This window comes from Vibrio sp. 10N.286.45.E10 (assembly GCF_002874195.2).
GTDB lineage: Bacteria > Pseudomonadota > Gammaproteobacteria > Enterobacterales > Vibrionaceae > Vibrio > Vibrio crassostreae.
On sequence record NZ_MCWD02000001.1, the window covers coordinates 1,735,834 to 1,759,010 of the forward strand.

The following is a 23,177-nucleotide window of genomic DNA, read 5'->3' on the forward strand; positions in this document are numbered from 1 at the left end:
CACATTCTTGGCGTCACTCACATTCCATAGAAGGCTGGAAATGCGAGAAGTGATCCAAGTACTAGGATCTGAATCAGAATGAATGGCATCACACCTCGGTAGATATCCTTCGTAGTTACGCCTTTTGGTGCCACGCCTTTTAGGTAGAACAGGCTGAAACCAAACGGCGGTGTTAAGAATGAGGTTTGCAGGTTCATCGCAATCAGGATAGCAAACCATGTCATGTTAATGCCCATCAACTCAGCAACCGGCGCAATGATTGGCACGATGATGAAACAGATCTCTACGAAATCGATGAAGAAACCCAGAATCAAAATCACTAACATGGTGATGATCAGGAAGCCCCACTTCTCACCCGGAAGCTGTAGCATCCACTCTTCAACCAGATAATCACCACCGGTATAAGTGAACGCCATCGAGAACGCAGTCGCACCCAGCAAGATAGCAAATACCATCGCCGTTACTTTCACCGTCTCTTTCGATGCGTCATACACCATCGACCAACTAAACTGACCGTAAAGCAGTGCTAATACCATCGCACCCGCGCCACCTAATGCAGCAGACTCTGTTGGCGTAGCCACACCCGCAAAGATTGAACCCAGTACGACAATGATTAACGCAAGAGGCGGAAGAATCGCTTTAAGTGCATCCAACACCTCTTGCTTACGGCTGATTGAATCGTCTCGCTCAATCGGTTGAGCCGCTTCAGGGTGTAACTTGGCATATATCAAGATGTAGAGGATATAAGCACCAACTAACATCACGCCCGGCCAAATCGCCGCTTGGAACAAGTCACCTACTGGCACACCTAATACGTCACCTAATAAGATTAATACGATGGATGGTGGAATGATTTGCCCTAACGTACCAGACGCACAAATGGTGCCGCACGCTAAGCCTTTGTCGTAATTGTACTTAAGCATTACTGGCAACGAGATAAGTCCCATTGCAACCACAGAAGCACCAACCACACCAGTAGAAGCCGCAAGCAGTGAGCCTACTAAGACGGTTGAAATCGCGATACCACCACGAACGCCACCAAACAGTCGTCCCATCGACTCAAGCAACTGCTCAGCAAGCTTGGTCTTTTGTAGAACAAGCCCCATGAAAACAAACAATGGAACGGCCATCAGCACCGTGTTTTCCATAATGGATTGAATTCGATATGGCATGAAGGCAAACATTTCAATGCCCTCAGCCCAAACACCAAAGATTAACGCGATACCACCAAAGGTGAACGCCACAGGGAAGCCAAGTAGAAGCGCAAACAAGGCTACGAAAAACATTACTATTCCAATCATGTTTAGCCTCTATTTATTCTTTGTATGAATATTGTTTGCATGGATAAGATGGGGATTAAAAATCTTGTTCAGTGAATGCAGGATCAAACCTACGCCACTGAGTGCCATTAAGAAGAATGACAGTGGGATCATGGCTTTGATGATCCAGCGATACGGCAGGCCACCGGGATCGCCTGAGGTTTCACCCAGTTCATAGCTCTCTTTGGCAACATCGATACCAAACCAAGCCACCAGCAAACAAAACGGCAGTAAGAAGATAAGTGTGCCTAGCAGGTCAATTATCGCTTGTGCTTTAAAGCTCAGTTGCTCGTAGAACACGTCAACTCGAACATGACCACCAGCCTTAATGGCATAAGGAACACCTAATAGGAAAACGGCTGAGAAGAGGTGCCATTCCATTTCTTGGAAAGCGATTGAGACATCATTGAAGGCATATCTCATGACAACGTCATACACAACGTTAGCGATAAGTAGAATAAACAACATACTGGAAAGCCATCCCAGTGCATCACCGATACGATTAAACACGCGTTCAATATAAATTAGACTTCGCATTCCCGACTCCATGGAATTTGAAAAGACATCTTGCAGTACAGCTAACCCAACTAAAAACGATTCAGTTTATAGCTAGCAATAGGCACGACGTAGAAAGGGTTCTTGAGCATTTAATTATTATGTTTTAAATGAACCCGCCACTTGCTCACTCTTAGCTGCCTAATATGGGAAGCTTTGGGTTCATTTAGATTCAGTTCAACAACTGTCGACTATTTCGCTTGGCTATTTAAGTAAGCTCTATGTGAAATATCCGTCCATGAACGAACTTGCTCTAGGTAGCTTGCTTGTGAAGCTTGAATCTCTTTTGCTAACTCATCTTTCTCAGCATGTGCAGCAAGTAGGCGATCGTTCGCTTCTTTCAGTGCAGACATAACCTCTGGCGGGAAATCTTTCACTTGTACATCTGGGTATTCTGTCTTCATTGAAACCCAGTTCTTACCACTTTCGTGCGTTGCTTGTGTGTACATGTCGTAAGCCGCAGTACGCATTGCAACACGCAAGATTTCTTGTAGGTCTTCAGGCAGCTTGTTCCATGTGCGTTTGTTCACTAGGAATTGAAGCTCTGAACCCGGCTCATGCCAACCTGTGTAGTAGTAAGGCGCGATTTTGTGGAAACCCATACGTAAATCCAGTGATGGACCTACCCACTCTAGTGCATCAATCGTTCGGCGCTCTAGAGACGTGTATAGCTCACCTGGGGCAATGTTGGTCGGCTTAGCGCCTAGCTCTGCAAGAATCTCGCCTGCAAATCCTGGGATTCGCATTTTCAGACCTTGTAGATCTTCCACGCTGTTGATCTCTTTTTGAAACCAACCGCCCATCTGGATATCCGTGTTACCACCTGGGAACGACATCAAGTTGTGTGGAGAGTAAACCTGCTCCATCAACTCCATACCACCACCGTGATAGAACCACGCGTATTGTTCTGCTGGCGTCATACCGAAAGGCATAGAAGTGAAGTAAAGAGTGTTTGGAACTTTACCTTTCCAGTAGTAAGAGCCTGAGTGACCCATGTCGTATTGACCAGACTTAACCATGTCAAAAACGCCAAGAGGGGCTTTGTGTTTGTTTGCTGAATCGATTCTGATTTGCAGTCGACCATTCGACATCTTCTCAGCCATCGCCGCCATGTTCTTCGTAGCATCACCGAAAACTGGGAAGTTTGGTCCCCACGTTTCTGCAAGCTTTAAACGGTAAACCTTATCAGCGGCTGTAGCACCAGTAGCGACCAAAGCTAAACAAGCCGCAGCGGTTACTGCAACGTTTTTAAAAACTCGTGTGAGGGAGTTAGAAATGAGACTCATGTTCACGTCCTTTGTTGGGTTAACACTCTTTCTATGAGCATTTTTTATGATTCAACATAAGAGTGCACCGTGATGAGGCAACAAGATATCAGGGAGAGCACGCACGCATGGCGTGAGCAAAGTTACGTATTAGACCAAAGGATTAAGTAGAACTACGTAGGAGATGATTGAATAGTGTCGATTTTAAAGGAGTTTGGATATTCACCAAGGGAATGCGTATTGATAAATACCTAAGTAGTTATAATGAACCGCGATTAACAATTGATTCCCATTTCGTGATGAAGCTCTATCCATTGCTGCATTTTAGGGAAAATCACCCGCGCTTTTTAGTAAGGCGCCCTACTTTAGGGCTTGCTGATGAGAAGCAAAGCTAGAAGTTAAAGTGAACAAGTTAAACGGTAGATTGGAATGGGAATAACCGGTAAATGAGAATAAGCGATAAATGAAGTTTATGACAGATACAAAAAAGCCTCGATAATCGAGGCTTAAAAACTTAACGAAGCGAATATAATACCGCGGGATTAGATAGCTTTGTAGATAACCTTGTTACCTGCAAGTTGCTCTTTCGCTACTAGGTTTTCTTCAAGAAGTTTTTTCAATGCGCCTGTTGCCCATGAAGCTGCTTTCGCGTCTTCTTGACCAGCTGCTAGGCCGATACCTTTAGGGTTAATGCCTTCAGCATTGCTAACAACGATGTCTAGAACTTGTTGTTGCTTAGGAGTCAGTGCTACTGCAACTTCTTTTGTTGCTGCTACTGTTTTCTCTACCGCTGGTTTTGCTGCTACAGTTTTTTCTGCTACAACTTTCTCTGCGACAGGCTTCGCTTTTTTCGGCGTTGCCACTGCTTTAACTACAGCCGCTTTAGTGCGTTTCTGCAGTTTAGCCTGCACCTTACGCTTATGAGCAAGTCTCATTGAATATTTCTCCAGTTCACTGCTCTTTTCGCAGTGGTGAAAATTTGAAGCGCGATTTATACCAAAAAACAGGAGCTATTTGTAGAGTGAAGCGTCGAAAGTCGACGAAAAATACCGATATTGTCTACTAGCGTCTATTATTTAAACATCGACTTATCAATTCAGGGTCATATACACTGGTTATCCATCCAGACAAAAATATGAAAACTTGGTGTTGCCTATGGACACTCGTCACCTAACAAATTTCTCTTTGCCCTCGTTCACACGTTCGTACCGTATTCTCGCCGTTATTTTAGGCTTCGTTTGCTTGATCATTGCACTCTACAGCGACAATCCAAAGTTACTGATCGTGGGTGCATTTTGCATTATTGCCCTACTAGGAACTGGCTATTATTTAATGTTGCGCAGCAGAGTGATGTTCACCCTCACACCGACTCATTTTCAACAACATTTTTATAAAGGGGGCTGGGTCTTAAAGTGGAACAACATCCAAAAAATTGGCCTTTGCACCTATGAACAAGATGGTTGGCACCAACCTCTGCCTTGGATTGGTATCAAGGTTAAAGATTACTCGCCCTACCTCGATTCGATCTGCCCCAAAATCACCTGTGAGTTATTGCTGAGCCAACGAGCACTTTTGTATCTAGGTGCTAAACAAGCGGGAAAAGAGTCAAACTTTGAAGACATGGTTTTAGACTCATCGCACTACCACACGCGTTGTACCGAAAACGGATGTGTTGAATTGAGCCAATATAAAGAATCAAAGAGTAATGACGAGGTGCATTTCAACGCTCAACAAGCACAAATGGATGCGGATTCACACGATGAAGCAAATAATCAAAATGCGATAATCAAAGACTATTCAGGGTTACAGGCGATGCTCGCCAACAGGATGAAGTACCAAAGAGGCTTCCACGGTTATGACATTTTCATATCAACCCATGATTTGAATATTAGTGGAGAAGAGTTTGTTGGCCTGGCTCGACGCTACTTAGCCGCTGCCGAGCGCCTCTCTGATTAAAATCAAACCGGTTCATAAATAAACTCGCACCCAATAAAAAAGCTTAGCTTTCATAACAAAAGCTAAGCTTCATTTTCAATCGTTCTTTTACTAGGTCAGAGGCTTAGTAGAGTGGCATTTCATCTGCGACGAACGGGTTTGATGCACGCTCACGACCGAATGTCGATTCAGGGCCATGACCCGGAACGAATGTTACGTCACTGCCTAGCGGCCAAAGCTTAGTCTTGATTGAAGCGATAAGTGTATTGAAATCACCTTGTGGGAAATCAGTACGGCCAACTGCACCGTTAAACAACACGTCACCTACAAATGCTATACGTGCTTGCTCACTGAACAGTACAACGTGACCTGGCGTGTGGCCCGGCGTGTGAATCACATCGATAACTTGGTTACCAAAAGTCACTTTGTCGCCCTCTTCTAACCAAGTGTTTGGTTCAAAGGCTTTACACAGTGGGAAACCAAACATTTGGCTTTGATTCTCTAGGCCTTGCAACCAGAAATTATCAGCCTTATGTGGGCCAACAATTTCAACGTTCAACATCTCTGAAAGTGGCACCGTACCACCAACATGATCTAAGTGACCATGAGTCAGCACCAAGTTCACCACCTTCACACCTAGCTCTTCGATGATTGCAGCTAGCTGTTGGATGTCGCCACCTGGATCAACAACGATGCCTTCCATGGTTTCATCACACCACACAATCGAGCAGTTTTGAGCGAAAGAGGTAACAGGTACAACTTGATACTTAAGAGACATATACAAACCTTAGAGGGCAAACTGAAATTTGGGCAAACTATGACATTGGATGTCTACTTTGACAAGTGCCTACCGCTTCAGTTCACCACAGAGCCTAGAGCTACCAGCTTCGTACTGGACCAGTATCAATATGGATAAAGTTGCTACGCGCATAATAACCCACACCACCTGCGTTCAGGCTTTTAGCTACGTCTCTCAGCTCTTTCAGATCAACACCATCAATACGGAAGTCGATTGCTTTACCTAACATATGGTAACTCTTTTTAGCCACACCACTCGACTTAGAACGAAGTGCTTCATTGGTCGCTGGAGAACGGTAACCAGAGATGATCTGAACTTCTTTTTGAATACCCAACACGTTTTGAATCTGAGTGATCTGATCAAACAGGTTCTTGTCCATTGGGTGAATTTCATTACGACGGAAATCGCGACATAGTTTGCTAAGGCGTGCCATTTCGTCACCGACATAGTTAGTGCCATCGAAATAACAAGTCTCTAAACGTTCACCAGTGTGAAGATTGTTCATGCTAATCGTTCTTGGTTGATCAGGGTATGAAGCAAAAGCGATAGAAGGAGTAAGAGAGGCGACAACAGCAGTACCACCAGCGTAAGTCAGAAACTGACGGCGTGAAAATAAACTTTGAGACATACAGCAAAAAACCAATTAGATCGAACGAAAAATGCACGATACATAATGGTATTTGCTGCGTCAACGTACAAAAACCGCGCAAAACGTTAGTATTTGTAACCTTTGTACGGTTAGTTATTGATACTCATTATAATTTCATCAATAGAAGCTTGGTTGTCATTTTTTGGTCAAGATCACCTTAGTTGAACTCATTTCAATCAACCACCCTCTTTATCATATTGGTAGATATCACCGCGGTACTGTATGCCGCCCTCTTCAAACAACACGGTTTGATAGATGATATGCACTGGAATCCGCTTCTTGAGGCGAACCTTAGTATTCGGAGCGAGGTCAGCATTTTGGTTCGGGACTTTCCTTACCTTAGTGGCAAACAATAACTCAGCCAGTTCTTCTGCGTGTTCAACACGTATGCAACCTGAGCTATAAGCACGGAAGTCGTCATTAAACAGGCCTTTACTTGGTGTATCGTGCAGGTAAATGGCTCGCTTATTAGGTGTGTTGAACTTATACAAACCTAATGCATTTCGCGAGCCAGCCTGCTGACGCATCCGATATGGAAACGAATTGAAGTTGATTGTCTGCCAATCGATCTCTGTGGTGTCGACCGTTTCCATTTGAACGCCAACCGTCAATCACTTGGAAGTTGTTCGTTTCAAGGTAGCTTTCGTCCGCTTTTACTTTAGGCAGGATGTCTTTGACCATGATTTTCCATGGCACATTCCAAGTCGGGTTTAGAATGACAGAATCTAGGTTTATCTCTAAAAGCGGTGTTTTTCGCGATTTTCTTCCCACGACGACTTTAGACTCAAACACCTCTTCGCCATCTTCCCAGTACTTCATGTCAAAACTCGGCACGTTAACGACGATAAGAGAGTCTCTGTCTCTTGGCCACAAACGAACACGTTCAGCATTCAGAGCCAATGAGGTTAATCGATCATCAAAGCCCATGTTGATCCACTTTATCGTGTCAGGGCCGATGATCCCATCGTCTGTAAGACCGTGCATACGCTGGAAGGACTTAATCGCCGTTTGCAGATCTCGATCGAACTTAGGGAAATCGACCGCGATCATCGAAGTATCAACACCGACTAAGGCAATACGTTCAACAAGAATGGCTTTATCTGAAAGCTGGTCGCCCAAGCGTTTCAAGCCTTTCTGTCTGTACCGATCAATCTTGAGCTCGGACGCGGTTTCTAATACTGAATAAGTCGCCTTGAATTGGTCGAAATCCCCCACTGGCGGTGCGTAAGACAACACCATCTCCAATAAGTAATCATTGGCGACACTGCTTTTCAGTCTCATCAGAATATGGGGCGAAGGCGCTGGTAATTTGGAATGTAGCTTACCCGAAAAGTACCACTCCTTACCGGCAAGTGGCGCATTTTCAACGTAGCTTAGGTAGTAGATAAAGGTATCGGTAAGTAATATGTCCAACTCTTGCCATTGAGCGTAGGATTGATAGTGACGGATTTGCTTAAGTTGTCGTTCAAAGAGCGGTGCCATTTGAGCTTGTTCGAGAAGCGACAATTGAAATTCAAACGCTTTAACCAGTTCTGGCGAATCCCAAAGGATAGGAAGAGAAGTGTCTTGATAAATACTCTGGGTAAGCTCTGGATAAATCAGCATAAAAGAGAGCTCTGAATCAGCCGGAATGAAACGGCTCTCGTCAGAACTCGTATAGCTCCATGCGTGCACAGAAACTAACACCAATAATCCACAGAAGTATTTCGCTAACATGCTTAACTCCATCCCCATAATCTAATAAGTATGGCAAAGAAATTGGAGTAAGCATGTTAATTTTTAAGGTGCTATATGCATCAAATTGACGACCAGTGGTTATCCCACTGAACCGTAGATTGCTGGGTCGATTTCTCATGAGGCTTTCGCTGGCTAACCACACTCCCCGCCCCAGAGCTGAGTCGAAACTCTCCATCAAGTAACACGGCACCAGAGGCATCAGATAGCGCAGAAAGTTCGACTAACTCTTTACTCTCTTTGGACCAAATACCGTAGCAGTTGCCTCTTGGCGAAGTCGCAATAATCCAATCATCTGACGCCGCAATACTGGCGATATAGTGATTGAACCTTGCCCATTGCTCTGGCTCTGCGTTCAGTGATTCAAACTGCCCGCCTTTAGTATGCATCGCCAATAGCGAAGGATACTCATCTGGTTCACCACGATATTGCTGGCCACAAAGCACGGTTTCAGCACCATCATGGGCTAAGTGTCGAATGCTCAGCTTCTTATCCAACAATTCAACCTGATCAAGCAGCGCACCTTCAGGAGAAATATAACTCAAGCTCGGCTGCATCGAATCTAGGTTTTTCGGTGTTCTACCATCAGTATGAACGCCACCAACTCCGATCGCGAGATTACCATCCGGCATGATGATCACTTCATGAGGCCCAATACCAAAACCGCTGAACTCTTCGACCTTACGATAGCCTTGCGCGATATCGTAAACGCCAATCACACCTTGGCTGCTGTCCGTTTTCCCTTCAGTGGCATACAGTAACTTACCATCTAATGAGTAAACGCCATGACCATAGAAGTGACGGTTCTTACCTTTCACGACCATTTTGATCTGCTGACCGTTTTTATAGTCAAACACCATAAAATAGTCACCAGGACGACGAGCAAAAACCACCGCATGTGATGAGGTTGGGCAAATCGCGACGCCATGACCACGATCTGGAATCGGCAGTTGACTCAATGGCATTCCATATTCGTCAGCCACAACCGCTGAATATTGACCTCGCCCATTCAGCGCACATCCTATCAGCTGAGGATCATTAGATGAGCTCACAGCACCAGAGCGACTAGCGCAGCCAAACGGAAGCAATGGAACAGCTGCACAACCCAGTGCAGCCTTGAGTAGCGTTCTTCGCGTAGTATCAGTCACCATCGGTAGCATTAAATCCTATTACCACGCCAAGCTCTATCGCCACTTCTTCATGAATCAGGTACTTCAAACGTTCTAGTTTGTTGTATTGAGTCAGCACATCTCGGTAGCCCTCTTTACTCTGCAATAACTCAAACAAGCTTGAGTCTGTAGGCCAAGTATCTAGCGTCAATGTGAACTGGTCAGCAACACGGTCAGCAAGGTCGTTTAAGCCCTTCTCTCTCAACAAGCCGTCTAGGCCATTGCCATCGGCAAGGTACAAATTCTGAAGTGCTGCTACATTGGCTTTTAGTTGAGTCATCGAGGTTTGTGCACGCCATGATTCTGAGAAGTAAGGACGCGGATGACCAATTTTCGCCATCGGGCGACTCAGCTTTTTCATGCTGTAATCAAGCTGGTTAGTCAATAGAGCGATGTATTCAGATTCCCAACGCATCTCGTCTAGCGCTAGCCACGGGTTAACCTGCCAAGCTTCAGCAATAGAGGCCGATTTCATTGCCAAGTTTTGTGCGATAGCTGGTGAAGATAGACAGCCTGAAGCTTTGTCTTGAAGCAGTGGAGATTGCTCGTCGTACAGAGACCACTCCAAGGCGCCAAGCCCCTGAACGGTCACACTTTGCTGTGCAATTTCGTCTTGTGACCAAGCTTTATCTTGCTGAGTCAGCTGACGCATCTTTAGACCTGTGGTGTTCTTTTTGTCTGGCCAAAACTGAACATTCCAGCTCTCTTCCAGTGCCGCTGTTGGGCCTCTTTCTTGACCTTGTAGTGCCATCCAACTGTTCATTGTAAGCTGCCACTGAGCTTTCAACGTATCAAGCTCAACACTATTGGTTTGGCAGTAACCCTGCATCAAGACTTCTAGTTCACTGGCTTGCTTGGCAAATAGAACTGCAGAATCAAACTCTTGTTGATAGACACTGCGACTAATATGACTTGCCGTATCGGCTTGATAGGACACACCGTTAACCTCAGATGAAGCAGTCTGCTCACCCGATGATTGACAGCCTGCCATGATTAATACCGACAAAGGCATTAACAAAAATTTATGTGTCATGCTGTTACCTTACTTCCTAATTTTTCTTTTAATTATATGAGTTCACTAAATATGAAACGACCGCTGAGCTCGTATTCCTACAAGTTCAGCGGTTGTGTTCTTTAGGTTAGCTGAGTAGTTAAAACGCTAAATCTCAGTCCGACTACAGCGAGTTCAAAAACGCCAGCAGTGCTTCACGCTCAGTCGCATTCAAAGACAGTACGTTTTGTTTTGCCATTTCTGCTTCACCGCCATGCCAAAGTACCGCCTCCATAACGTTTCTTGCACGACCATCATGAAGCAGGAACGTATGACCATTCACTTCTTTGGTATAACCTAACCCCCACAATGGCGTGGTGCGCCACTCTTGACCGTTAGCCAGATACTCTGGGCGATTATCCGCTAGGCCTTCACCCATATCATGCAGCAGCATATCGGTGTATGGGCTAATTAACTGATTAGATAATGCTGGCAGACCTTCTCGCTCTGCCGTGCGGAACTCAGCTTGATGACAGCTTTGACAGCCAACGTCTTTGAACAGTTTTTTACCTTGCACGACAGCAGGGTTATCAACGTCACGACGAATAGGTACTGCTAAGTGCTGCGAATAGAACTCAACAAAATCTAGGATGTTGTCGCTGACTTCTGGCTCACCGCCATTTGGGAAATCATCACAAGTCGATTGTGCAGATGTGCAGTTTTCGTTCGGGAATAAGCTGCTTGTTAGGCCTAAGTCACCATTAAATGCCGCTGCATTTTGCTGCATTAGATTTGGCTGTCCGGCTTTCCAACCGAAACGACCCAGTGCTATTTCGTTTGTGCGAACATCAAGAACGTAATTGGCTTTACCCGATACGCCTTGGTTATCCGCTGCTTGTTGCTTAGCGAAACCAAGAATCGTCTCTTGAGGAATACTCTCGAGCAGACCCAAACCGATCATTGGCGGAGCAACACGAGCTGAGAATTCAGTTTTAGGGTGCATCTCACCGAACGCAAGCTCAGTAATTTTTAAAGTGGGTTTACGCAGAGTAACAACCGTGCCGTCTTTAAATTCAACAGGAACATCGGTATAACTGATGTTCACTTTCCCCTCAGGTTTAACACCTTGAAGTGCGAAATCTTGTAGCTGGCCACCGTAAGTCGGTTCTGGGATGCCACCATCGCGAATAAAGGCTTGTCTTTGCTCTGGCGTTTCAGCCGGAATGCTTAAGCGAACCAACATGGATACCGCGTTCTCATCGCCCTTTTCTGGCGCGTGACCACGACCATCTTTGATGTGGCAGTTTTGGCAGCCGTTGGTGTTAAATAGTGGTCCTAATCCATCACGAGCATCAGTTGATGACGGTGCGGGAACCCAAGGGTTTCTAAAGAAACTGTTGCCTACGCTGAAATCTAAGCGTTTACTCATTGGTAGGTTGGCTGCGGGAAGGGAAAAAGCGTTCGCCCCCTCTTTCTTAACGGTCGTTTTGCCGCCAGAGTAAGTTTCATGGGCATGTAATGGCGATAAGACAAACAGTGCGGTTAATAGTGAGGCTGATAGATACGACTTCATACATTGCCTTGCTGTGTTTTTTGGTTTTAGTTTTTATGTGGGTGTGGCTTTCTTGAGGATCAAACAATTAAGGGCTCAATGAGAGCCCTTATATTTATTTTTGGCTCAGGTTCTTAGAACTCGTGATCCGCTGTGTCTGGGTTCAGGCTATCAATGCCAATCACACCCGCAGCACGCTCAATTGCAGCTGTTTGCGACACTAGAGCAACAATTGTTTTGTTTACTAATGCATTACCTGCAGCGTTGTCAGCAGCGATTAGCTGGTCAAAGTGCTGGTTGTTTTTCTCAGCCGATGTTACTAGCTGGCCTACTTGTGCACGTGCTAGGTCAAACTGCTTTTGAATCTCTTTCGCAGCTTGCTCGTCTTTTTGCTCAACTAGGTCAAACAGGCTTGGACCTGAAAGCAGAGTGCCGTCTTCACGCTTATATAGACCCGTGTAAACGTTGTAGATGCCTTGCTCGTTGTAGTAGTGAGAGTTGTGCGTGTTATCAGAGAAACAATCGTGCTCGTCTTCAGTAGAGTTTGCTTCTAGTGCAACCTTCATACGCTCACCCGCTAGTTCACCTAGAGACAGTGAACCCATGCCGAATAGCATTTTACGTAGGCCATTTTCGCTAGATTCAGAAAGCAGTTCTTGACGGTAGTTACCTTTCTCACCTTCAGCCCACTGCTTTTCCATCCACTCTAGGTCTTGGATAAGCAGCTCAGCAGATGCTTTTAGGTATGCGCCACGACGGTCACAGTTACCGTTAGTACACTCAGCACCAACAACGAAATCAGTGTAAGCACGCTCACCTGCGCCGCTGTTTGTACCGTTTAAATCTTGGCCCCAAAGTAGGAATTCAATTGCGTGGTAGCCAGACGCTACGTTCGCTTCAGAACCGCCGATCTCGTTCAAGTCTGCGATTAGCTCTGGAGTAATGTTAGTTGCATCAACCGTAGTCTGACCAATTTGGAAAGTCTTATTAGCCACGATGTTTGCGCTAGCGCCTTCGTTACCAAGCTCATATTGGTAATCAGAAGATACGTAGTCAATCAGACCTTCATCTAGTGGCCATGCATTCAGTTGGCCTTCCCAATCATCAACAACAACGTTGCCGAAGCGGAATACTTCTGACTGTTGGTATGGTACGCGAGACTCAAGCCAAGCTTGTTTTACTTGTTCGAAGTTGCTAGCAGAAGGAGAAGCTAAAAAGGTATCAATAGAAGAGTTCAACGCTTTTGCTGTAATTACTGAATCGGCAAACACGGCATGAGCAATATCTGCATAGTGTTCTACAACTTGATCTTGAGTTACTGCTGCAAAAGAAGAAGCAGAGGCAAAAATGAGTGACGAAGTTACTGCTTTTGTCACTAAAGATTTAATAGTCATGAAGCATCCTTGTTGAGCTTTAAATTATTATTCGTAGTAATAGTGCAAACCATTATCATTTGCACTACGGATTGGAATAATACAAACTTACAATTTTATTGCAAGATAAATACAAAAAAACCTCACATATGTGAGGTCTTTAAACATTTTTATGTTAAGCGCAACAAGTAAGCGAATCAGATATCCAGGTTATGCTTACCGTGTGAGACTTTCGCTTTCAGGTAGCTCTCATTACCCGATTTGATATGAGCAGAGGTATTCACCACTTCTTCAATCTCAATACCAAAGGATTTAAGTTCATTGATTTTCTTAGGGTTGTTGGTCACCAAACGGATTTTTGTAGTACCTAAAGCGCGTAACATTTCCGCTGCTTCAGTAAAATCACGTAAGTCATCACCAAAGCCTAGGTGGTTATTGGCTTCGTAAGTGTTCATACCTTCGCTTTGCAGGCGGTATGCATCGATTTTGTTGTATAAACCAATACCACGACCTTCTTGGCGTAAGTAAAGAATCACTCCACCCGTCTCACCCATAATTCTAATGGTTTCGTCTAGCTGCTCGCCACAGTCACAGCGAGATGAATGGAAAACATCACCAGTCAAGCACTCAGAGTGCATACGAACAAGAGGTATGTCTTGTGTCTTATCTGCTGATTTAAATATCACAGCAACATGCTCTTTGTCTGTTTTCAATCCATGAAAAGACAGAAGTTCAGCATCAATACTGCTTGTTACCCCTACTTTGAAATCTATTCTGGCACGCACTTCCGCCATAACTATACTCACTTGAAAATTCGATGTATTTAACAACACTACATTATATGTCTAGGCAATATTTTGTAGCTAACTATCTAATGATAGACACTATGAGGCTGTTAACAATTTTTTTCAAGGTCGACCATGCTCAAATTGTTATATTATAACAATAATTTTTCAGGTAACAAAAAACCCCACATTGGAATGACCAACATGGGGTTATAAATTAATCAGTTGCGGCTGAAGTTACGATTTTTACAGAACGTTCAGCTTACTTGGGTTTGCTTCCAGATGACAAGTTGAACCCAAGCGTTCTCTAATTCAGTTAACTCTTCTTGAGTAAGCGTAGAAATGCTCGATTTTGCACTGTATTTTTCTGCCCATTTGTCAGATCGGACATGAGTATGGAACTCTTTCTTTAAATTTGAGATTACGTTATCCACAGACACATCCTTATATAACAGTGCTTAGCCTTTATAATCCTTTAATGTTACAAAATACAGGTCAATTGGTAAACAGTAATACATAATTTTTATGAGCTCTTTCTAACACTTTTTACTGATAGATATATAAATAAGAGAAATAATAGGCTTGGAAGTAGCCAAAGTAATAAGTTTGAAACACTCATTGCAGGTTTATAGAGCACAAATTCACCGAACCTTTCTGTCATATATTGAGTGATTTCATTATTACTCTGCCCTGCTTTCACCATTTTGAATACAACGAGACGTAAGTCTTTTGCTATCGGAGAGTTCGACTCAATCAAGTTTTGGTTCTGGCATTGCGGGCAACGTAGCGTTTTAGCCAATGTAATTGCGCGCTGCTGCTGCTCAGGGTTTTCAAACTCGAATAGTTCAACTTGAATACTCGTGTCTTTATTACTGGCTGTAAACAGGTCTTCCGCCAAAGTCGGAAAACTAACAAACATAAGTGTAGACAGCATAACGAGTGTTTGTATTAAAGACTTCATCATCCATTCGCACCATCAAAATACATCGCAAGTTCTTCTTGCCATACAGATTCATTGACCACGCCCAGTAACTTCTTAATGATTTGGCCTTCAGCGTCGACCAGATACGTTTCAGGGGTGCCGATTACGCCCAACTCTAGCGCCAACTTCCCTTGAGGATCACTGATCACAGTTGAGTACGGGTTGCCGTCGTTGGACAACACATTAAGCGCAGCACCGGGGTTATCTCGATAATTGAGCCCAATAATTGGAATACCTTTATCATTAAGTTTGAGTAACAAAGCATGTTCGTTTTTGCAGATACCACACCACGACGCCCATACATTCACTAGTTGATAAGGGTGCTGAGTGACATCAGTCAACGTAATTTCCTGTTTGCTACTGATGCCTTCGCTATTGACTAACGCAGCAGACACGAATTCAGGAAATGCCCTCTTCTGCTCCGACACAGTCGTAGATTGCTGCTTATTATTGAGTGCAAAGGCAAAACCCAACACCATCACTAATGCCAAGACAATTAACGTGATGAGCTTGTTACGAACGCTGGTATGCATACTGTGACGCCTTAACGGTTTTCTTTCTACGATGAGTTAATGAGAGTAAAGCGCCGAGAATGGAGAACAACCCACCAAACCAAATCCAGCGCGCATACGCTTTGTACTGAACACGGAATGCATAGGCTATTGAGTCTACTTTCTCTCCCATGGTGATATAAACATCGCCATGCCAGAACCACTTCATTGCAGGCTCACTCATGTTCATAACACGAACTTGGTAGTGTCTTCTTTCTGGCGCGATGGAAAAGCTTTGCTCGCTAGCATCTAATTCGAGTATCGCTTTTTCTGCAGTAAAGTTGGAGGCGACATAGAGCTCGGTATCACGATGAGAAAGCGTCCAATCCATGAATTCCACCTGTTCACCTGGGCTTAATTTATAGCTACGCTCAAACGAGTGGTAACTGTTCATAGCAGCACCGGCAGACAATACCGCTACTCCAACATGCGCAAAGGTCATCACCCATACTTTACGTTGGAACTTGGATCTTCGCGTAACCACTAAACCATAAACGTGCGTCAATAAAACCCAGAATGCCAGCCCCCAAGTCAGCAGCACCATCACTTGTAGATGTCCCTGTTCCACTTGCCAAGAATAACAAATGTACCCAAGCACAAATGACACCACAGCTAACGAGGCAATCACGCCTTTAGTTGCTTGAGGTTTGATACTGAGCAATGGAGCTAAGCCAACCACGCCAAGGGCGAGTAACGCTAAAGGTGCAATCAACAGATTGAAGTAAGGCGCACCGACCGATATGTTACCCAATCCAAGTAGTTCAAATACCATTGGATAGAAAGTGCCGAAAACAACCACGGCTGTTGCCAGCACAAAGATAAGTACCGCAACTAAGCTCAAAAAGCTTTTGCTGGCGAAGCTGGTAATCGGATTAGATTCAAAAGATTCACCTCTGACGATAAGCAGAGAAAATGAACTTACGAGTACCAGAACTAATATAAGCAGCAGTGCAATACCTTTAGTTGGGTCGACAGCAAAAGCATGTACCGATGTTAGTACTCCAGAACGAACAATAAAGGTGCCTAAGATACTCAGGCAAAACGTAATGAAAGCAAGGCTGAGAGACCATTTTAGGAGCTGTTGTTTGCCCTTTGCAACACCTAGGCTGTGCAGTAATGCGGTCGAAGTAAGCCACGGCAACAAACTGGCATTTTCAACAGGATCCCAGAACCACCAGCCGCCCCAACCTAATTCGTAATACGCCCACCACGAACCAAGAATGATCCCTGCAGTTAAAAAGATCCAAGCGACGAGACACCAACTGCGACAATGGGAAACCCAATCAAACTCAATAGGATCAACCAATAAGGCCGCAACAGCAAACGTCAGCACCACAGAAAAGCCGACATAGCCAAGGTAAAGTAATGGAGGATGAAAAATCAGGCCGACATCTTGCAGCATTGGGTTTAGGTCACGCCCTTCTAGCGGCAAAATCGAATTCATTTCAAATGGGTTTGATGCGAATAAGGTGAACCAAGCAAATATCGCGAGCAGTAGATTCATTACCCACAACACACGGCTTTGGTATTCATTCGAATAGTGTTTTTGTAGGGCAATCACGCCAGACCAAACGCTAATCGTAAGTACCCAAAATAACAAGGAACCTTCATGGCCAGCCCATACGGCTGCTAGCTTAAAAAATGAGGGTAATTGAGTATTTGAATGTTCAGCGACATATAAGATAGAGAAGTCATCACTGACAAAGGCATAACCAAGCAATACGACAGAAGTGAGAGAAAACAATGCACTTGAAAGAGAGAAACTACGGATTAAACCTATATTTTGCGTCCGTTTGTTTAGCATTTGATAAAACGAATGCACACCAATAATGCTGCTAAGAACAGCGACCAACACCAAACTAAACAGCCCCAAAGAACCGACCATATCACCTCAATAAGGCTCCGCTTGAGCAGAGCCAAGTTAAACAATTGTTCGCTTATACTGTTCCAATAAACAGGAACCAAGTAAGCAGATGACCAGTATCCAACATCTGCTTACTTGAGCAAAATTAAGCTATCGTTAACTGCCCTGCGTAAAGGACAAAAGTTCGCAGCATTAATACACCCATTAGGCTTAGCGAAGTCACTGAAAAAATATACACCGAGCTATGGCGGATTGAGGTTGGTGTCACTGCATTCAGCAACAACGGTAAAACCATGCCGACACCGATGACGCCGTACCAGAACCAACTCGCCCAGAAACCACTGCCAATTGCGTTCCATACTGCTTGCTCACTTTGACCACCAGCGAAGATAAGCCCAGTAAAGAAAGTAATAAGAACAAACAACTCAAACATCACGACCGGACGTTCGAATCCGTGGATCCATGAAATACTCGGGCTATGAGGTGATTCCTTAAAGACCAACACACCAAATAAAATACACGCCGCCGCTCCTGAGGATAAGCTCGAGAATAAGAACAAAATCGGCAACACTGGGTTATTCAATAGTGGGAAAGTATTCAAAGCTGACAACAAGAATCCGGTATAAGCGGCAAGCATCAGAGCAAGAACAGCTAAGAAGATTTCCAAAGCATTCTCAAACACTTCCAATTTGCCAATCCAGTTACCTACGAAATCGAGTCGCCCTTTTAACCAAGCTTGGTCATTCAAGAACACGACAATTTGATCTCGGAATATAATGCCGATCCAAAGGAATAGGATCACCATATACACTTGGAATAAGATCACACCCATCGACATCACAGACGTTGGGTTATAGAAGATCATGATCTTCCAAAAGGATAACGGTTTTGTCAGGTGGAAAACCAAAATAAGCAGACCTGAAATGATCCCAAATGGCGCGAGAAAAGCCGTGGCCTTTAACACCCCATTATGAGCAGGATCGCCTTCAATGACCTTACGTTTTAGATAAATGGAGATCATTACGGCACCTGCCGACATCCCCGCGAGAAATAGATAGATTGCTATAACCCAGTCCCAAACCACAGTACCAGACTGAAAAGCTGTGTCCCATGCACTCATAATCAAATCTCCCCTTTTTGGTGTGGCACTTTGTAGAGTTTTGGCTGAGTGCCTAGATAAGCTTTATCCCTGTAAACCACCTCAGATTTAAGCACCTGGTTTATCTCACTCTTAGGGTCATTTAGATCGCCAAATACTAGCGCCTTGGTCGGGCAAGATTCGACACAAGCAGGCAGCTTCCCTTGTGCAAGATTGGTATCACGACAGAAGTTACATTTATCAGCCGATTTGTTCTCAGGGTGGAAGAAGCGCACTTGATACGGGCACGCTAACAAACAGTAACCACAACCGACACACTTCTCTTTATGCACATCAACGATGCCAGTTTTTTCATCTTTGTAGGCCGCCCCTGTTGGGCAAACCATCACGCAGGGTGCATTATCACAATGTTGGCAAGAGTTACGAGTAAAACGGTAATCAACATTTGGATATTCGCCTTGGGGTTCGCTCTTAATAATTTCTAAGCGCGACACGCCTTCAGGCACTTTGTTTACTTCACGACATGCTTCTGTACAAGCGGTGCAACCAATACACGCGGTCTCGTCATGAATCATTCCATAACGTTTAGCCCCGTCCTCTTGAACATTGGCTAGCGTTTTACGGCTTGTTACCGCCGCCGTTCCCGCAACACCTGTAGTAAAAATAACGGCACCAGCGCCAGCTAAAAAGTTTCTTCTTGAGCAGCTCATAGATTACTCCTCTTCTTTCTTCTGGTTGAAGTCTGAATGGCAATCCACACACAGCTTGATGGTTTGCTTTTTATCTAAGCCCAGCACCTTTGCTTCAGTCGCATGAACATCATGACAGTTTGAACACGTTAAATTTTGCGCGTGAACATCGTGGGTCCAACTCGCTTCGCGCAGATCATCCGGTTTGTGACAATCTATACATTGGCTATTGGCATCTAAAATTAAGCTAGGGTCTAGGAAAACCTTCTCGGTTCCCGGTTGTGATTGAGCCGCGCGATACTTCACCACTTCAGGTGCACCTTCACGGTGATCGGGGCTAATAGAACTATGACAGTCGGTACAATTTACTTCACGACCAAGTAAAGCGTGTGCACTTTCACCATGTGAACCCAATACCGTTTCTTTTGAATCTTTATGGCATTGAACACACTTGTAGTCTTTGTCACGTATTAATTCGACTTCATGTCTTGTTGATTCTCCTACTGGCGTAACAGCAGGCTCAGCAACAGCATGAATGGAATAACCATAGAGGCAGAATGCTAGAAGGGATTTAAGCATTATGACTATGGCCAATTTAATATTGCCCATTTTATCCTTTCCTTATACCGGCATTATTTAACTCTCAACTAAATAATATTCCGGTTAAACAAAAGTACCCTTAAACGATATTATTACCGCTTAAATGATATCAATTCTTATTTTGGATAAGCCACAACGCTTTCTATAGTTAGAATATACCTCGAATTGGGTAATACGAAATTTGAATGGGTTAATCTGTGAACGCAATCACCCTGTTTATATCATGGTCAATCTAGGTAATTGATTGTTATATATGATAATAATTATCAATTGAACTTTAATATCCCTACCCAGCAGTACCCCTTTAGGGTTATATAAACTTCAACGTGATTGAAGTCACTACCATTAATTGATCTAAGACAAGCTATATCCAACACGTAACAAAATGTGTTTGTTTATGAATTAATATAAACAGGAATTCTCCAGTTCTTAATTTGAATAGCAAACTCACAACGCTTGGTATAAGAATCAGTATATTGGAGATATCACTGTGAAAAAGCATTGGATACGTAATTCGGTCACAGCACTATTAATGGTTAGCGCATCACTAGCAAGCGCAACCAGTTTTGCTGCGTCTGAACAAAAAGAAATTGGCGACCCTCGTAACGACCAGTTCGAGCAAAACCACCCAGATCAATATCATTCATGGAGACAGACTTCAGAAAGCGAAACCATTGAAGACGCACTAAAAGAAGATCCCAACATGGTTATCATGTGGGCTGGCTACGGCTTCGCAAAAGATTACAACAAGGCACGTGGTCACTTTTATGCGATTGACGATGTACGACAAACACTTCGTACTGGCGGCCCAACGGACGAAAACTCTGGCCCTATGCCAATGGCGTGCTGGAGCTGTAAAAGCCCAGACGTAGCACGTGTTATCGAAGAGCGTGGTGAAGACGGTTACTTTGAAGGTAAATGGGCACGTCTTGGCAACGAGATTGTGAACCCTATTGGCTGTGCCGACTGTCACGATACCCAAAGCGAAGGCTTTAAAAATGGTGAGCCAGCACTGAAGGTGACGCGTCCTTATGTTGAACGTGCGTTCGATGCGATTGGTAAGAAGTTTGAAGACCAAGGTCGCTTAGATCAACAAGCTTCCGTTTGTGCTCAATGTCATGTGGAATACTACTTCACAGGGCCAACAAAAGGCGTGAAATTCCCTTGGGACAAAGGGACTCGTGTTGAGCAAATGGAAGAGTATTACGATGGAATCGGCTTTAAAGATTGGACGCACAAAGTATCTAAAGCGCCAATGCTAAAAGCACAGCACCCTGGCTATGAAACGTGGCGTGAAGGCATTCACGGCAAAAACAAAGTTGCTTGTGTTGACTGTCATATGCCGAAAGTGACCAAAGAAGATGGCACCGTTTATACCGACCATAAAGTGGGTAACCCATTCGACCGCTTCGAAGATACGTGTGCAAACTGTCACACTCAATCTAAAGAAACCATGCGTAACATCGTTTCAAGCCGTAAAGCTCAAGTGCTAAACATGAAGCTGACCGCTGAGAAACAAATCGTTGCCGCTCACTTTGAAGCAGGCGCGGCATGGGAAGCAGGTGCGACAGAGCAAGAGATGGAGCCTATCCTACTGGATATCCGTCACGCTCAATGGCGTTGGGACTACGCTATTGCATCTCACGGCGTTCATATGCATGCACCTGAAATCGCTCTAGAAGTGCTAGGCACTGCCGTTGACCGCGCAGCCGATGCTCGTACTAAGATTGTTCGTCTACTGGCGAAGAAAGGCATCACTGATCCAATCGAGATTCCAGACATCTCAACCAAAGAGGCGGCTCAAAAAGCGCTTGGAATGGACATGGATAAGATGAACGCTGAAAAACAACACTTCTTAGACACAGTTGTTCCTAAATGGGAAGAGCAAGCTGAAAAGCGTGAAGCCAGCTACGAATACTAGTTTCTTCAATTAGACCATTACGTAAAAACCAGTCACACTATTATTGTGTGGCTGGTTTTTTAGGTTTGGGGCAATACACATTAATATCTCCTCCCCAATCCACTCGCCAATTCAAGGAATATATAATGAAAACCTTACTTTCACTTTCAGCATTATGTATCGCACTACTCAGTTCAGGCGTTTACGCCTCTGAGCGTGCTGAGACAGGGTGGGAATTAATAGAGAAAGGCGCATTAGTGGTTGATGTCAGAACACCTGCAGAGTTCGAACAAGGGCATCTGGACAACGCCATCAACTACCCTCTTTCTGAAGTCGCTACTCACTTCGCCAAGATAGATAAAGACCAACCGATCGTTTTGTATTGCCGCAGTGGTAATCGTTCAGGACAAGCCTATCAATTCTTGCGAGCTCAAGGATTTACTCAAATCCACAACGCAGGTGGGTTAATAGAAATGCAAGAAAGCCAATAGCTTGAGAGATTAATGGCTTTAGAGGCTAAACGCTTCAAAGGTAAGTCGTTTCAAAGGCTAATCGTTTCAAAGACAAATAGCTTCAAAAGCTAATCAGGAAGAACAGCCTATTGACCAAGCTTAGCGGATCATCTGTTTGGCTTGGTTGATCGAGTGAATAATCGAAACGCGATCAATCCCCTTTTGATTGGAGTCGAGGATTTGAGTCCACGCATCAATCGCTTGTTGATAGCGCATGCTGATGAAATGATCGGTCGCAATCAGCATCAATGCCGTACGATCATTGGGATCAAGCTCCATTGAGTGATCCAATAACGCATTCACTTCATCACTCATAGCTTGAGAGCTGAGGTAATAAAGTGCGGTTGCTTTGGCCGCATAAAGGCCCGATGGTGCTTGAGGATCCAACCGAATCGCGTAGTCATAACAGGTGAACGCTGCATCAAACTCCCCTTTCTGCATATACACACCACCCAGCTTAAACCACAAATCGGATTGATTCGGATCTTGTTTGAGGCTTTGTTGAAGCTCACCTTCGAAATCTGTTGCCGTGTAACCATTGCTATCATCCAAAGGAAGTTGGGGTGTCTCCTGTTTCATTTGAGACCAGACAAGCACACTCAGAGCCACTGCAGTAAGGGAAATCACCACATTGCCTTTTAGATGACTACCATTGTCGCTCGCGGCAATAACGACCACGATCAAAAACAGGCTAATTAGTACTAACGCAACCAACAACCAGATGTCCATTCCACACTCCTTTATCAACCCTTTAAGTTTACCACTTTCCCAATCAGGCAATATTGATCGAGACTTAGCTATTAGGATTTACGCCAATCAGAATAAACGAGCAGACAATAAAAAACCGAGCACTT

Annotated in this window: 22 protein-coding genes and 1 pseudogene; 3 read left to right on the plus strand and 20 right to left on the minus strand. The window is 44.4% G+C overall.

The window, feature by feature from the left end:
* Positions 1–17: 17 nt before the first annotated feature.
* The 4 genes from BCU34_RS07665 to BCU34_RS07680 all read right to left on the minus strand — a co-directional run bounded on the left by BCU34_RS07665 (position 18) and on the right by BCU34_RS07680 (position 4,074).
* Complete coding sequence (locus BCU34_RS07665) at positions 18–1,301, minus strand: TRAP transporter large permease (RefSeq protein ID WP_048664743.1); 1,284 nt, start codon at positions 1,299–1,301, stop codon at positions 18–20.
* A 9-nt stretch (positions 1,302–1,310) separates the two neighbouring features.
* Positions 1,311–1,856 (minus strand): TRAP transporter small permease subunit, encoded by a 546-nt coding sequence (locus tag BCU34_RS07670; protein WP_102480655.1) that lies wholly within the window; start codon positions 1,854–1,856, stop codon positions 1,311–1,313.
* 209 nt (positions 1,857–2,065) lie between these two features.
* Positions 2,066–3,160, minus strand: coding sequence for a TRAP transporter substrate-binding protein (locus BCU34_RS07675; RefSeq protein WP_017060957.1), 1,095 nt, complete (start codon positions 3,158–3,160; stop codon positions 2,066–2,068).
* Between the two features lie 521 nt (positions 3,161–3,681).
* Positions 3,682–4,074 carry a hypothetical protein gene (locus BCU34_RS07680; protein ID WP_004740184.1) on the minus strand — a complete coding sequence of 131 codons (393 nt, stop codon included), beginning with the start codon at positions 4,072–4,074 and terminating at the stop codon, positions 3,682–3,684.
* Positions 4,075–4,294: 220 nt separating this feature from the next.
* Here BCU34_RS07680 and BCU34_RS07685 point away from each other — a divergent pair, with 220 nt between their 5' ends.
* A complete protein-coding gene (locus BCU34_RS07685; RefSeq protein WP_102432396.1) occupies positions 4,295–5,095 on the plus strand; it encodes a DUF2982 domain-containing protein in 801 nt (266 codons plus the stop codon).
* 103 nt (positions 5,096–5,198) lie between these two features.
* Here the strand turns inward: BCU34_RS07685 and BCU34_RS07690 are convergent, their stop codons facing one another.
* From BCU34_RS07690 to nrfB, 15 genes and pseudogenes are all read right to left on the minus strand, one after another.
* Entirely contained in the window at positions 5,199–5,852 is a 654-nt protein-coding gene (locus tag BCU34_RS07690; protein WP_102480656.1) for an MBL fold metallo-hydrolase, read from the minus strand.
* A 100-nt stretch (positions 5,853–5,952) separates the two neighbouring features.
* The gene (locus BCU34_RS07695) at positions 5,953–6,501 is read right to left on the minus strand and encodes a YcbK family protein (RefSeq protein ID WP_102432394.1); all 549 of its coding nucleotides are present in this window, start codon (positions 6,499–6,501) and stop codon (positions 5,953–5,955) included.
* 197 nt (positions 6,502–6,698) lie between these two features.
* Positions 6,699–8,238, minus strand: a pseudogene (locus tag BCU34_RS07700) (L,D-transpeptidase family protein).
* Between the two features lie 80 nt (positions 8,239–8,318).
* A complete protein-coding gene (locus tag BCU34_RS07705) occupies positions 8,319–9,407 on the minus strand; it encodes a DUF1513 domain-containing protein (RefSeq protein ID WP_102480657.1) in 1,089 nt (362 codons plus the stop codon).
* The gene (locus BCU34_RS07710) at positions 9,397–10,458 is read right to left on the minus strand and encodes an imelysin family protein (RefSeq protein WP_055319797.1); all 1,062 of its coding nucleotides are present in this window, start codon (positions 10,456–10,458) and stop codon (positions 9,397–9,399) included. The genes BCU34_RS07705 and BCU34_RS07710 overlap by 11 nt, the downstream gene beginning before the upstream one ends.
* Positions 10,459–10,600: 142 nt before the next feature.
* Positions 10,601–11,989, minus strand: coding sequence for a di-heme oxidoredictase family protein (locus BCU34_RS07715; protein ID WP_102480658.1), 1,389 nt, complete (start codon positions 11,987–11,989; stop codon positions 10,601–10,603).
* A gap of 113 nt (positions 11,990–12,102) precedes the next feature.
* The gene (locus BCU34_RS07720; protein WP_048669253.1) at positions 12,103–13,362 is read right to left on the minus strand and encodes an imelysin family protein; all 1,260 of its coding nucleotides are present in this window, start codon (positions 13,360–13,362) and stop codon (positions 12,103–12,105) included.
* Between the two features lie 176 nt (positions 13,363–13,538).
* On the minus strand, positions 13,539–14,135 hold the full coding sequence (locus BCU34_RS07725; RefSeq protein WP_009848836.1) for a GTP cyclohydrolase II: 597 nt from the start codon (positions 14,133–14,135) through the stop codon (positions 13,539–13,541).
* Positions 14,136–14,383: 248 nt separating this feature from the next.
* A complete protein-coding gene (locus BCU34_RS07730) occupies positions 14,384–14,560 on the minus strand; it encodes a hypothetical protein (RefSeq protein ID WP_017063565.1) in 177 nt (58 codons plus the stop codon).
* Between the two features lie 89 nt (positions 14,561–14,649).
* The gene (nrfF, locus tag BCU34_RS07735; protein ID WP_048669252.1) at positions 14,650–15,090 is read right to left on the minus strand and encodes a heme lyase NrfEFG subunit NrfF; all 441 of its coding nucleotides are present in this window, start codon (positions 15,088–15,090) and stop codon (positions 14,650–14,652) included.
* The gene (locus BCU34_RS07740; protein WP_102480663.1) at positions 15,087–15,641 is read right to left on the minus strand and encodes a DsbE family thiol:disulfide interchange protein; all 555 of its coding nucleotides are present in this window, start codon (positions 15,639–15,641) and stop codon (positions 15,087–15,089) included. Before BCU34_RS07740 ends, nrfF begins: the two co-directional genes overlap by 4 nt.
* Positions 15,622–17,544: a heme lyase CcmF/NrfE family subunit gene (locus tag BCU34_RS07745; RefSeq protein ID WP_102480662.1), complete on the minus strand. Its 1,923-nt coding sequence runs from the start codon at positions 17,542–17,544 to the stop codon at positions 15,622–15,624. The genes BCU34_RS07740 and BCU34_RS07745 overlap by 20 nt, the downstream gene beginning before the upstream one ends.
* Before the next feature lie 124 nt (positions 17,545–17,668).
* Positions 17,669–18,643 carry a cytochrome c nitrite reductase subunit NrfD gene (nrfD, locus tag BCU34_RS07750; RefSeq protein ID WP_102480661.1) on the minus strand — a complete coding sequence of 325 codons (975 nt, stop codon included), beginning with the start codon at positions 18,641–18,643 and terminating at the stop codon, positions 17,669–17,671.
* Between the two features lie 2 nt (positions 18,644–18,645).
* Positions 18,646–19,332: a cytochrome c nitrite reductase Fe-S protein gene (gene nrfC, locus BCU34_RS07755; RefSeq protein ID WP_060982429.1), complete on the minus strand. Its 687-nt coding sequence runs from the start codon at positions 19,330–19,332 to the stop codon at positions 18,646–18,648.
* A 3-nt stretch (positions 19,333–19,335) separates the two neighbouring features.
* Positions 19,336–19,920: a cytochrome c nitrite reductase pentaheme subunit gene (nrfB, locus tag BCU34_RS07760; protein WP_017101427.1), complete on the minus strand. Its 585-nt coding sequence runs from the start codon at positions 19,918–19,920 to the stop codon at positions 19,336–19,338.
* A gap of 481 nt (positions 19,921–20,401) precedes the next feature.
* Here nrfB and nrfA point away from each other — a divergent pair, with 481 nt between their 5' ends.
* A complete protein-coding gene (gene nrfA / locus BCU34_RS07765; RefSeq protein WP_170960826.1) occupies positions 20,402–21,832 on the plus strand; it encodes an ammonia-forming nitrite reductase cytochrome c552 subunit in 1,431 nt (476 codons plus the stop codon).
* 125 nt (positions 21,833–21,957) lie between these two features.
* The gene (locus BCU34_RS07770) at positions 21,958–22,302 is read left to right on the plus strand and encodes a rhodanese-like domain-containing protein (protein WP_102431252.1); all 345 of its coding nucleotides are present in this window, start codon (positions 21,958–21,960) and stop codon (positions 22,300–22,302) included.
* Positions 22,303–22,422: 120 nt separating this feature from the next.
* Here the strand turns inward: BCU34_RS07770 and BCU34_RS07775 are convergent, their stop codons facing one another.
* A complete protein-coding gene (locus BCU34_RS07775; protein ID WP_102480660.1) occupies positions 22,423–23,052 on the minus strand; it encodes a tetratricopeptide repeat protein in 630 nt (209 codons plus the stop codon).
* Positions 23,053–23,177: the final 125 nt, after the last annotated feature.